This is a genomic window from Saprospiraceae bacterium (assembly GCA_016715965.1).
Lineage (GTDB): Bacteria > Bacteroidota > Bacteroidia > Chitinophagales > Saprospiraceae > Vicinibacter.
Map to the genome: position 1 here is coordinate 3,003,956 of JADJXG010000001.1, position 12,812 is coordinate 3,016,767.

Consider the following 12,812-nt stretch of genomic DNA (forward strand, 5'->3'; position numbering starts at 1 on the left):
GTAAAAACTAGTCCAATATCCAAACAATTTGTGAAATAAACGATTGTTTAACCAAGTTATTTTAATTATGGTTGTAAAGAAATGGATTTTAACAGCTGGAATGGTATTAATCCTGATCGGGTTGGCCATGCAGACCAGCAGTTCTCAGGATCCAGTTTTCAGTCAGTTTTATGCGGCACCCTTACAATTAAATCCTTCATTTGCAGGACTTTCGGAGTCTCCGCGCTTTGCGGCTGTTTATAGGAATCAATGGCCTTTGATAGAAGAGCCTTTTAGAACCTATTCCACCCTGCACTTAAGCTATGATCAGTATTTTGATAAAATCAAAAGTGGCTTTGGTTTTGAATTATTGGCAGATAATGCAGGTGCGGGTTTTATTCAGAGCTATAAAGCGGCCGGATATTATTCTTATCGTGTCGAGCTCAATCGGGATGGCCACTATATAAAAGGGGGGGTAGAAGCTGGTTTGGTAGGATTGAATTATGGATGGGATAAGTTCGTTTTTGGCGATCAAATTGATCCCAAAACGGGTTATGTTACCCCAGGTGGTCTTCCAATTGCATCCAGCGAAGTACGTCCAGCCGATGACAGAATTGCATATTTAGATGTTGGTGCTGGCTTGCTTTACCACTCACCCAATTGGTTTATTGGTTTGTCTTCCAAGCACTTGAACGGACCTTCGATTGGAATATTGAATGTTAATAACAGTGGGTTTTCAGGTTTACCTGTTCGTTGGTCTCTGCACACTGGTGCTCAGATTCCTTTATCTAAACAGAAGAATATCAATGTATTATCATTACAGCCAGCTTTGGCAATATTTAATCAGGCCGGTTTTTTACAATTGAATGCAGGAACCCAACTCCAGTTCAATACTGTTTTTGTTGGTATGTGGTATAGGCATGCGACACAAAATCCAGATGCTCTAATTGGGGTTTTAGGATTAAAAAAAGGCAATCTAAAGCTGGCATATAGCTTCGATTTCACAGTATCTTCCCTGACTTTGGCCCAGGGAGGGAGCCATGAATTTAGTTTGTTGTTCAATAAGGCAAAACCCCCGAAAAAGTCCTATGTAAACTGTTTTGAGGCATTTAATTAATTTTTTTTCATTTTTTTTTGGGCCAAACAATAAATAAAGCAGTAATTTTGTTCTCCAATTGTAAAAGTCAGTAGTAGAATGAAAGTCAAAGTATTTTCAATGGTGTTGCTTTTTGCGACAATTTTATTGATCGCTTCTTGTAGCAAGAAGGATAACAAGTCTTCCGCAACTGGGTGGAAGTACAATGACCCAGAATATGGTGGGTTCGAAAAAGTAGATTATGAAGGACAGGTGACAGGCCCTAATTTGGTGCTGATCGAAGGTGGTACTTTTACCATGGGTCTCACTGAAGAAGATGTAACTTATGAGTGGAACAATATTCCAAGAAGGGTTACAGTATCATCTTTTTATATGGATGAAACAGAAGTTACCAATATCAACTACAGGGAATACTGCTTCTGGTTAGGTCGGGTTTTTAAATCATATCCGGACGTTATGCGAGCTGCCTTGCCAGATACTTTGGTTTGGAGAGAGGAGCTAGCCTTGAATGAGCCTTTTATAGAAACCTATTTTAGGTTTCCTTCGTATGACGATTATCCGGTAGTTGGAGTGAGCTGGTTACAGGCTACCGAATACTGCAAATGGAGAACGGATCGGGTCAACGAAATGATTTTGATTGAAAGAGGTATATTAAACCCCAATCCTGATCAGGTCGATTCAGAGAATTTTAATACCAAGTCTTATTTAAATGGCCAATATCAGGGCAATGTCAGAAAAAATCTGGAAGACATTTCCACAGGTGGAGAGCGTTCCGTCCGTTTTGAAGATGGTATTCTACTTCCGGAATACCGTTTACCTACAGAGGCTGAATGGGAATATGCTGCTTTGGCGCTGGTTGGTAAACAATCCATAAATAAAGATGAATTGTACACTGACAAGAGATTTTATCCATGGGATGGTAACACAGCAAGATACAAAAGAAGAGACAAACACATGGGTGAGATCCTTGCCAACTTTAAAAAGTCTGGAGGTGATTATATGGGTATGGCAGGTAAGTTGAATGACAGGGCTCACATCACTGCACCGGTAAGAACTTATTGGCCCAATGACTTTGGTCTGTATAACATGGGTGGCAATGTTTCTGAATGGGTAGAAGATGTTTTTAGACCTTTGACATCTACCACTTTACGGGATGTTGAAAACCATGATTTAAACCCATTCAGAGGAAATGAATTCAAGGAATTGATATTGGATGAATCAGGAGCACCTGTTGAAAAAGATACTTTGGGAAGATTGCAATATCAGGCTGTGAAGGATTCTGCGGTAAGCGATCGTGAAAACTACAACAGAGGTGATGTAAAAGATTGGAGAGACGATGATTCTGATCGCATTGAATATTTGTATGGTCAGTCATCTTTGATCAATAAAAAATCAAGGGTGGTGAAAGGTGGTTCCTGGGCCGACAGATTGTTCTGGTTGTCTCCCGGGGCAAGGAGATACAAGGATGAAGACAAATCAGACAGGACGATAGGATTTCGTTGTGCAATGACCCGCACCGGAGGACCAACCGGTAATGAAGATGCCGGTGGAATCGAATTTAACCGCAAACAACCCAAGATAAAAAGAAGTTACAAATAATTGAATCAATTGATTGTTCTTTAAGAGTTAGATCCCCGGGCTTTATTGTTCGGGGATTTTTTTTTATATTTCTATTGTTATGACAGAGGACCAGATTTATGCTTTACTTGAGCACAAACTCGATAAAATTGTTACGGACTCAAGACAGATTAAAGAAGGAGATATTTTTTTCGCGCTCAAAGGACCTAATTTTAATGGCAACCAATTTGCCATCCAAGCGATTGAAAAAGGTGCCCAATTCGCAGTAGTGGATGAACTGCCAATGGATGCTTCCGATCAAATTATAACTGTTCAGAACGCATTAATTTGCCTGCAAAATTTATCCAAACTGCATCGAAAAAAAATGAATCCTTTTGTCATTGGTATTACCGGGTCTAATGGCAAAACTACGACCAAAGAACTTTTGTATTCCATTTTATCAAGGTATGATGAAACCATTGCGACGATCGGAAATTTGAATAACCAAATAGGTGTTCCGTTGACCTTGTTAAAATTAAAACCTCATCACAAGTATATAATCCTTGAGATGGGTGCAAATAAGCCCGGTGATATAGCTGAGCTTAGTTCTATCGCTGACCCAGACCTTGGACTAATTACAAGCTTAGGTAAAGCACATTTAGAAGGATTTGGAAGTTTTGAAAATTTGGTGGCGACCAAATTTGAGTTATTTGATTATGTAGATCGCAAAAATGGCTATTTGTTCTACAACATGAATGATATTCACATAAAAGGACAATATCAGGCAAAAGGCAATCACATTACCTTTTCAGACACAGGATTTGATTCCCACTTTGAATACACCCTATTAAAATCACATCCTACTTTGCGATTTAGCCAAACAAAACCAATGATCAATGAAAACTTTGAATCAAGTTTGTTTGGACATCACAATTATCAAAATGCAATTGCTGCGATAAGTATTTCTGAGCATTTGGGAGTGCCAGTTTCAATGATTGTGGCCGGTATCAGCGATTATATTCCTAGTAATATGAGATCTCAGATTCTACAATGGAGGGGAAATCTGGTTATTTTAGATGCTTATAATGCCAATCCGGCATCTATGAAACATGCATTGGAAAGTTTGTGCATGTTCGATCAAAATCCAAAATGGGCCATTCTGGGAAAAATGGCCGAATTGGGAGCAGAATCTACCTTCGAACATGAACAAATTTTGCAGCATGCTTTAAGTTCAGACATCGAAAAAATAGTATGCATTGGAGAGGAATGGCCAGTTAAAAAGGATGGGAAGCTCTTATACTTTGGTAATGTAAATGAAGCCAAGAAGGAAATTCAAACCATGAACTTAAAAGCCAAAACGATTTTGATAAAAGGTTCCAGATCTGCTACATTAGAGAAGCTTTTACAGGATTAATTCCGCTATTCTTTTTGGGACATTGGATTGTATGGTCTGTAGATATTCTTCATAAGTACAGGGTATCAAAATATTTGCATTGGACAACTCTCCTGAGTATGGACTTTTAAACCACCATTTTCCGGTAATCTCCGATTTGCAAAAGCAGATTTCCGAATCAAATTCTGGTAAATCAACTACATATTCTGTTAATTGAGTTTTTTGAGCGGAAGCATCTAACTTTTTAATAGAAAAGCCCTCCATGAAATACCAAACCAATTGAGCTATATTATAGTCGCATTGCTCAGTACTGTCTTGTTTTGCCTGCCAAGTATGAATGAAAAAAAGTTGATTGTTTTCTCCTGCGCCCGCCATGCGGCAAATGGAAGCTGCTTCTTCTGAATATAACCCACTGGATATAGGATGCCCCTTCGCCGGAAAATCGGAAAAGCGAATGCTTAGGGGTGAAAAAAAACACCATTCCGATCTTCTCAGAATTGGATCCACAGAGTTTGAAGACTTTCTAAAATCGGACAAATAGGATGTGACAATATCTGGAAAATTTGTTTTAAGTTCCTGTCTATGTATAAGTTGCCTTTGCATTGCGATCCCGTAGATTTTTTTTACAACCATTTGACCCTTCCAGATTTCCAAATTTTGCAATGACCAGGTTGGTTGAATCCAACTTAAACTATAAGGTATGGTATTTTTCTCTGACCATTTGTGCATAGAACGAATCAAATCAATATCTCCGCCTACGACAATTGGCAATATCCCTTTTTGGATTAGATAATGAATAGTCTCTGCCATCCTGTCTGAATCATACCCGGCAAACTCACCCAAATCCTGAAACCTTAGTGAATGAAAAGCACTTAAGTCCATTTGTGAGAGATATAATTTCCACTGGGAGCCGGTTATAGAGGGATGTTGAATAATGGCTAAATCAAACTCCAAATTACTACTATTCAAACCCATCTTCTCGACATGGTTTAAGGATTGGGCTGATGGCCTTAGATACAGGGTCATAAACTGATTTTAGCACAAATATATATTATATTTTTGAATAATATATAAAGAATTTAAAAACATAAATTTTCTTCTTGAGAATTGCTTTTATTTTTGGCGGATAAATCAGATTTGTGGAAAAATTAGACCATTTTTTAGAAAAGAGACCTTTCTTAATATTTGAGTGGAAAGATGAATATTCTGATGCAGAAGCATGGTTGGTGATCAACTCATTAAAAGGAGGTGCAAGTGGTGGTGGGACAAGAATGCGTCAAGGTTTGACAAAAGAGGAAGTCGTATCCTTGGCTAAGGTGATGGAAGTCAAATTTAATGTATGCGGACCTCCTATAGGTGGTGCTAAATCAGGGATTAATTTTAATCCTTCAGATCCGAGAAAGAAGGAAGTGCTGGAGAGATGGTTTCAGGCAGTTAGTCCCTTGCTTAAAGCTTATTATGGAACCGGAGGGGATCTGAATGTAGATGAAGTTAGGGATGTTTTTCCAATCACAGAATCTCTTGGGATTTTTCACCCGCAGGAAGGAGTCCTTTCCGGTCATTTTGGATTTGATCAATGGAATAAAAGAAAAGCCCTGGAAAACCTGGATGCAGGATGTAAATTATCGGTCAAAAGTGATTTATACTCCCCGGATTTGTCGAATGGAGCCTATACGGTTGCTGATATGATAACGGGATATGGAGTTGCAGAATCTATTATTCAATACCTTCAAATTTTTGAAGGGAGTGAAGTAGCTGGTAAAACCTGCGTTGTACAGGGATGGGGAAATGTTGGTTCAGCCGCAGCTTACTATTTAGGACAAGCGGGTGTCAAAATAATTGGAATTTTAGACAGGCAATTTAGTTTAACTAAAAAAGAGGGATTATCCTTTGAAGAAATCAGGGAATTGTTTCTAAAAAAAGAAGGAAATCAGCTTTATTCCTCAGATGCAAAGCCGTCGGCTGAGGTATTGGATTATATTTGGGATTGGGGCCCTGATATTTTTATTCCTGCTGCTGCAAGCAGAATAGTTACCGCAGATCAACTTGACCGTTTGGTAAATTCCGGAACAAAGATTGTTGCTTGTGGGGCAAATGTTCCTTTTGTTGAAGATCAGATAATTTATGGAGATACCTCCAGGGTATATGATCAAAAATTGACCATTATCCCCGATTTTATCTCTAATTGTGGAATGGCCAGAACCTTCCATTTTTTAATGGCCAGTAAAGATCTTCCAACAGAAAATGAAATCTTTGAAGATGTGGCAAAAACCCTTGGCTTAGCACTGCAGAAGGTCAAAATGCAAGCCGATGAGAATAAGGGTTTTTTTGAAAATGCACTCAGTGTATTTGTTAAGTAGCAAACTATCATTCAAATATATATTGTAATTTATTGTTATTTGAATTTTGTCGATTATGGCCGGATTTTTGCATAGCTTTGCTATGGCTATGGTTTAACCATTGAGCTGAATTTCGTGGTCTATGATTCGAAAATTAAGTTTAATCCTCCTTATTTGGACATATCATTTGGTTTTGTTCGGTCAAACAGATTCTTTAAAATTGCAGGACACCACCAAAATCTTAATCCCGAATGCTAGTTCGGAAAGCAAAAAAGCCAGTTCACCAAAATATCCTCCAAAACCAAAACATGCCTGGGAATTAGGCCTTCATTTTGGTCACTTGCTAATAGATGGGGATGTGGATCAATGGAAACCACTCTCTGGTTATGGACTTGGAATTCACGTGCGCAGGGCGATTCATTATGTTTTTTCGATTCGCTTGGACGCGACTTACGGAAGAACATTTGGACTAGAACCACAGCCTTATGGCGCCAGTCTTGAACCTGAACAATTTTATCAGGAGCCCAATGGCACCAATCGAGCAGTTTTTAATGGATACAACCGAAATGCACCATGGTTTCCCGCTTATCGGACAGAGATCTATTCTATGTCACTGCAAGGAATATTGAATATTGGCAACATCCTATTCCACAAAGAGAGAAATAAGTGGAACTGGTACCTGGTGGTTGGAGCAGGAACTTATCATCATCGCACCTTTTTAGATCTAAGGGATGGAAATGGAAATAATTATTCAGATTTATTAAACAGGGTTCCATTCAACAATATTGATTTCAATACAAGGCAGGGCAGATCTGATATTAGGGATGCGATTAAGAATATTTATGACGGTGATTATGAAACAGAAGCCTTTAAAAAGAGAGGCATTTTTAGACTTGCAGATAAACACAACATTCACTTCGCATTTACAGGAGGAATGGGTATTGCAAGAAAAATAAACAAACGAATTAACATTGGAATTGAACATTCATTTATTATTTCTGACAATGATTATCTGGATGGAATAAAGTACCGTTCTGATGTGGATCAAACGAACAACAATGATGTTATTCATTATACTCAATTGAGATTGGCCATTAACCTTGGTAATTTGAATAAGATAAAGGAACCACTTTATTGGCTCAACCCAATTGATGGTATTTATGAAGATTTGGCAGAGTTAAAGGCAAGACCCATTTACGACCCAACGGATACAGATGGAGATGGAGTCATTGATTTAATAGACTTAGAGCCAAATTCAGCAATGAATGCGCCGGTGAACACAAAAGGTGTCACTTTAGATAGCGATAAGGATGGATTGGTAGATCATCTGGATGCAGAGCCATTTTCACCTCCAGGCACCAATGTGGATGAAAAAGGAGTGGCAATTGTACCTCCAAAAATGACCGAGGAAGATGTCAATCGATTAATCAATAATAAACTTGGAAATGCCCTGGACAAAGATGGCAATCTGAAGACCTGTTGTCCTCCGGATTGGTTTTTACCAATGGTGCATTTCAATTTAGATGAATATTGCGTAAAGCCGCAGTATTATCCACAGTTGCAGCATGTAGCAGATGTGATGAAAACCCACCCGGACCTAAAAATTGTAGTAAAAGGACATACAGATATCAGACATTCTGATGAATACAATTTGGTGCTATCTTACAATAGAGCAAAGTGGACCATTGATTATATCGTAGAGAAATACAAGTTGCCCAGAGAGAGATTTATCTTAATGTATGGAGGAGAATCAGCTCCTTATGGTAGCATTCATTCCATCGACCGCAGGGTTGAATTTTGGGTAGCCAAAGAAGGCGATAAAGAAATGGAAAGGCCACAAGGACCTGAAGCAGGACATTGTCGTAAAAAGATGGTGAGAAAAGCCGCAAAGCTTAAAACAGATACAGGAACAGAAGATGACAAGAAATCCGGTTATTGATGCTGCTTCTCAGACATCATACTTGATTTTATTCTTTCCTAATTGAAATTTTGTAGCCCATTCAGAAAGTCTGCAATATTCATCTTTCTTTTGGATTCAGCTTGTATTTCTAATATTTGAAGGTAGCCATCTTTGCAATATATTTTTAGCATTTTTGGCAACTCAATTTTCCATATACCCGGACGATATGAATGAACTTCCTGATGAGGTATAGCCTTTGTTATTTTAAAAATTTGATGATTGTGAATTGTTCTAGCACCTGGCGCCGGACTGAAAGCTCTAATTTGATGGTAGATTTCTTCTGAAGTTCGATTCCAATCAATTTCCAAATCTGCCGAAGTGATTTTTGGAGCATAGCTTGCATCCTCATTGTGTTGTTGTATGGGTTTAATTGAATTGGTTTGTAGTGAATGAATGGTTTTTACCAAAAGTAGGCTTCCTTCTTTTTTCATTTTTTGATAGAGAGTTTCAAAATTATCCATGGGGTCAATAGACAGCTCGGTTTGCATCAAGAGATCTCCGGTATCAATTTCTTTGTTTATGAAAAAAGTTGTTAATCCGGTTTTTTGTTCACCATTCAGGATGGCTCTTTGGATGGGTGCTGCTCCACGATATTTTGGCAGGAGAGAACCATGCAAATTAATGGTACCCAATGGAGGAATGCTTAATAAGGAAGCAGGAAGCATGCGGAAAGCCACTACAACAAACAGATCGGGATTTAAGGCTTTTAAAGTTTCATGAAAATGGACATTTTTCAAATTTTTCGGTTGAAACAGTTTACAGCGATTTTTTACGGCCCAAATTTTTACAGCTGATTCAAGGAGTTTATGATTTCTACCACCGACTTTATCAGTTGCAGTAACTACAGCAACCACTTCAAAGTGTTTTGCAAGCTCTTCTAATGAATCAACTGCAAAATCCGGAGTTCCAAAAAATACGATCCTCATAAAATTCAATATATACAATAATAGTTGGTCGCAAAAAATGTTCTTTAAGTGACCCAAAAGTACTCTGCAATGTCTAAATTAGTACGTATAGAATCGATCAATTTACTAATTTCGCACAAATTATCCACCATGACTGCAAAGGAATTTTTGTTTGAACTCCCATCCAAAATCAATTTGAATCTGTTAGAAGGCCTGGAGACTGTTTTTCATTTTGAGTTGGAAGGAGAAAATAGCGGTCCTGTGACCATAGTCATCAAGGGAAATGAAGTAAAAGTAGAGGAAGGTTTGATTGGTGAGCCTAACTGTGTGGTGAAAGCAACAGATGAAAATTTTAAAAAAATTTTAAAGGGTGAACTTAATCCTATGATGGCGCTGCTAACTGGAAAACTGAAAGTTGTGAACCAAACTGAAATGATGAAATTCGCCAAAATATTGGGTTGGATGTAATGGAGTTTGGTATTGCAGAATTTCAAGTTTGCTTTTATTTGTCCAAACTCTGAGAATGATCTCCAGAATCATTTATTTTTAAGATGAAATGCAATGCCCATAGAGTTTGTATTGAGTTGTGGTTTAATTTGTAAGCTTAAATCATCACTCACGTCAAAAGTCTTTAGATGACGATCAACAAAAGCATCCATACCAATCAACAAATAGACTGCTACAAGACCTAAATAACTCCGCTGCAAATTTTTATCGTATAAGTCCCTAAAAGATTTTAGACTTGATAAGCTGTAAATTCCAACAAATTCATCGTTGGACGATTCTCCAAAATCAACCCGCATGATATAGGCCTTTTGGAATCGATTGTAGTTTTTCTGATTGATGGCCAAGGAATAGACTGGAAGTGCAAGTGCTCCATATACTATGGGTAGTTTCCAATATTTTCCATTGTAAATTTGGCCTGCTCCGGGTAGCAGCAATGAATAAGTCAAGGCTCTTCCGGGTTTTCCCTGAAAAATATTGCGCAAGGTGCTTTGTGTTTTTTTTTGATCAGGAGAAATACTATCCTGTTCGCTAATTGAACTGTCGCGCCCAATTATTGAATTTGGTTCAGGATTTTGTTGCGCATGCAAAAAATGCACGATGAAAATCAAAGTTAAAGCGTAAAGCCTCATGTTGAAGCAATTTAATCTTCTAAACGGTCTAATATATCATTTAGTGCCTGATCAGAATTGAATCGAATGATGATTTGACCAACACCTTGGTCATTCCTTTTTACGATTACCTTACTTCCAAATTGGGCTGAAAGCCTATCCTCTATAGGTTTAATCAAGTTATGGCTTGAAGTGGAAACAGGTCTGACAGATTTGCGCTTGCCTGAATGCATGTGTTGGGCAAATTTTTCAGCATCTCTAACTGACAGGTCTTTTTCCACGATATCTCTATACAACTGTGTTTGCTGCAGCAAATCCTCAATACCCGCTATTACCCTCGCATGTCCCATGCTGATCCTTCGCTCTTTTATAGCGCCTTGAATCTCGGGTGGTAACTTTAACAAACGGATGTAGTTACTTATGGTGCTTCTCTGCTTACCAACTCTTTCTGAAAGTTTATCCTGGGTAAGATTGCATTCTTCCATCAGCCGGGAATAGCTGATGGCAATTTCTATGGGTGTCAGATCTTCCCTTTGAATATTTTCAACCAGTGCCATTTCAAGAACTTCCTGGTCGTTGGCTGAACGGACGTAAGCAGGCACCTCTTTAAGTCCAGCCAATTGAGCCGCGCGGAATCTTCTTTCACCGGATATAATTTGAAACATTCCATCCGATATTTTGCGCACAGTTAAAGGTTGGATGATTCCAAAGCTGAGGATAGAACGAGATAGTTCTTCTAAAGCTTCTGCTTCAAAAGTGTTTCTAGGTTGATGTGGATTGGGTTGTATGAATGATATGTCCACAAGATAACTCTCAGTCTCCTGTTTTGCAGTATGAGGCTTTATTTTAGAATCCTCCTTATTGATATTGGCTATAAGTGCTTTGAGGCCTTTTCCCAATTCTTGTTTTTGACTCATTTTGAGATGAGATTTTGATTGTTTATAAATTCCTGGGCAAAATTTAAAAAATTGACGGATCCTTTACTGGCGGCATCATAGAGTACCACAGGTTTTTTAGCCAATGGGGCTTCCGCAATTTTAGAATTCCGGTGGATTATTGTTTCAAAGATTGGAATTTTAGCCTCTGACCGAAGGGTTTCAATTACCATATTGGACATTCGCAACGTTTTATTGTACATAGAGAGAAGAGCACCTTCAATTTCAAGCCCGGGGTTTAGATTTTCTTTCACGAGTTTGATGGTGTGCAATATTTTTGAAAGACCTTCTAGTGCAAATAATTCTGTTTGAATGGGGATGATGACTGAATCAGCCGCCACAAGGGCGTTAACGGTCATTAATCCAAGCGAAGGGAGGCAGTCAATGATAATAAAGTGATAGTCATCTTTGACCTCATGGAGCACTTTGCGCATTACAAATTCCCTTTTTTCCATATTGACAAGCTCAATGTCAGCACCTACTAAATCGATATCTGCTGGTAAAATATCCAAAAAGGGAGTCGAAGTTTGAAGAATGGCTTTTCGGGTAGGTAAACCTTTTATCATGCAGTCATACAAAGTGTTCTCAAACGTCAATTGGTCAGAGCCAGTTCCTGAGGTGGTATTCGCCTGAGGGTCCGCATCAACAAGCAATACCTTATATTCCAAAATGGATAAACAGGCAGCCAGATTTATGGCAGTGGTTGTTTTTCCAACTCCACCTTTTTGATTCGCAATGGCAACAATTTTACCCATTAGTTCCAGTTGACTGTTTCACCTATTTTTGGTATGATTAAGCGTTTTGACCTGGTAGCGAACTTCTGTACACAAGCATCGTGATCAATTTTTATTCCTGGAAAACTGTCAAAGTGAGCGCCAATAACTGTGTTAACCTCACAAAACTGACTTGCCAAGATTGCGTCATCCGCTCCCATTGTATAAAGGTCTCCAATTGGAAAAATGGCAAAATCAAGCTTAGGGCAAGTGAGAGGAATTAATTTCATCTCCATACTCAGAGCGGTGTCTCCTGCAAAATAAAAACACAGTTCAGAATTCCAAAGAACAAATCCATTGGAATGACCACCGTAACTGCCATCTGGCAAAGAGGAAGAATGCGCTGCGTATACCATCTTTACCGTACCAAAGTCTGTATCTAATTTTCCACCTTGATTCATAGCAATTCCTTCTATTCCTTTACTTTTCAGCCAGTTGATTATTTCATAATTTGAAATAACCGTAGCCTTTGTTTTTTTAGCCAATTCTATACAATCACCGACATGGTCTGCATGGCCATGGGAGATAAGCATATAGTCGGCTTCGATTTGACCAATTGAAATATGTGAAGCTAGTGAGTTTCCCGAAATAAATGGATCAAATAACAATATTTTTCCACCCATTGTAATGGAAAAACAAGAATGTCCAAAATATTTTAACATAGATGCCTGCAAATTTTACACAAATTTAGCCTATTTATGACAACTGTATGGAGCAAGCTCATCCTAAACATTCGTTAACACTCTGGGTTATACTTTCC

At 38.4% G+C, this 12,812-nt stretch carries 12 protein-coding genes; 6 read left to right on the forward strand and 6 right to left on the reverse strand.

Features of this window, described 5'->3' with window-relative positions; genetic code table 11:
• Positions 1-67 precede the first annotated feature (67 nt).
• The 3 genes from IPM48_11450 (at position 68) to murF (ending at position 4,046) form a co-directional block, all read left to right on the forward strand.
• On the forward strand, positions 68-1,096 hold the full coding sequence (locus tag IPM48_11450; protein ID MBK9272199.1) for a PorP/SprF family type IX secretion system membrane protein: 1,029 nt from the start codon (positions 68-70) through the stop codon (positions 1,094-1,096).
• Positions 1,097-1,174: 78 nt separating this feature from the next.
• Complete coding sequence (locus IPM48_11455; GenBank protein ID MBK9272200.1) at positions 1,175-2,674, forward strand: SUMF1/EgtB/PvdO family nonheme iron enzyme; 1,500 nt, start codon at positions 1,175-1,177, stop codon at positions 2,672-2,674.
• A 79-nt stretch (positions 2,675-2,753) separates the two neighbouring features.
• Positions 2,754-4,046, forward strand: coding sequence for a UDP-N-acetylmuramoyl-tripeptide--D-alanyl-D-alanine ligase (murF, locus tag IPM48_11460; GenBank protein MBK9272201.1), 1,293 nt, complete (start codon positions 2,754-2,756; stop codon positions 4,044-4,046).
• On the opposite strand, the gene IPM48_11465 is transcribed toward murF, so the two are convergent.
• The gene (locus IPM48_11465; GenBank protein MBK9272202.1) at positions 4,035-5,000 is read right to left on the reverse strand and encodes a hypothetical protein; all 966 of its coding nucleotides are present in this window, start codon (positions 4,998-5,000) and stop codon (positions 4,035-4,037) included. The two genes, murF and IPM48_11465, sit on opposite strands and share 12 nt — an antisense overlap.
• A 164-nt stretch (positions 5,001-5,164) precedes the next feature.
• Here IPM48_11465 and IPM48_11470 point away from each other — a divergent pair, with 164 nt between their 5' ends.
• On the forward strand, positions 5,165-6,385 hold the full coding sequence (locus tag IPM48_11470) for a Glu/Leu/Phe/Val dehydrogenase (protein ID MBK9272203.1): 1,221 nt from the start codon (positions 5,165-5,167) through the stop codon (positions 6,383-6,385).
• Between the two features lie 121 nt (positions 6,386-6,506).
• Positions 6,507-8,303, forward strand: a complete 1,797-nt coding sequence (locus IPM48_11475; protein MBK9272204.1) for an OmpA family protein — start codon at positions 6,507-6,509, stop codon at positions 8,301-8,303.
• Between the two features lie 38 nt (positions 8,304-8,341).
• Here the strand turns inward: IPM48_11475 and IPM48_11480 are convergent, their stop codons facing one another.
• Positions 8,342-9,250, reverse strand: coding sequence for a methionyl-tRNA formyltransferase (locus IPM48_11480; GenBank protein ID MBK9272205.1), 909 nt, complete (start codon positions 9,248-9,250; stop codon positions 8,342-8,344).
• 129 nt (positions 9,251-9,379) lie between these two features.
• On the opposite strand from IPM48_11480, the gene IPM48_11485 reads away from it, so the two are divergent.
• On the forward strand, positions 9,380-9,697 hold the full coding sequence (locus IPM48_11485) for an SCP2 sterol-binding domain-containing protein (protein MBK9272206.1): 318 nt from the start codon (positions 9,380-9,382) through the stop codon (positions 9,695-9,697).
• Between the two features lie 68 nt (positions 9,698-9,765).
• Here the strand turns inward: IPM48_11485 and IPM48_11490 are convergent, their stop codons facing one another.
• The 4 genes from IPM48_11490 to IPM48_11505 are packed head-to-tail and all read right to left on the reverse strand — an operon-like array spanning position 9,766 to position 12,714.
• Positions 9,766-10,365, reverse strand: coding sequence for a hypothetical protein (locus IPM48_11490; GenBank protein ID MBK9272207.1), 600 nt, complete (start codon positions 10,363-10,365; stop codon positions 9,766-9,768).
• An 11-nt stretch (positions 10,366-10,376) separates the two neighbouring features.
• Positions 10,377-11,261, reverse strand: coding sequence for a ParB/RepB/Spo0J family partition protein (locus tag IPM48_11495; GenBank protein ID MBK9272208.1), 885 nt, complete (start codon positions 11,259-11,261; stop codon positions 10,377-10,379).
• Positions 11,258-12,034 (reverse strand): ParA family protein, encoded by a 777-nt coding sequence (locus IPM48_11500; protein MBK9272209.1) that lies wholly within the window; start codon positions 12,032-12,034, stop codon positions 11,258-11,260. The genes IPM48_11495 and IPM48_11500 overlap by 4 nt, the downstream gene beginning before the upstream one ends.
• Complete coding sequence (locus tag IPM48_11505) at positions 12,034-12,714, reverse strand: metal-dependent hydrolase (protein MBK9272210.1); 681 nt, start codon at positions 12,712-12,714, stop codon at positions 12,034-12,036. The genes IPM48_11500 and IPM48_11505 overlap by 1 nt, the downstream gene beginning before the upstream one ends.
• Between the last annotated feature and the right edge of the window lie 98 nt (positions 12,715-12,812).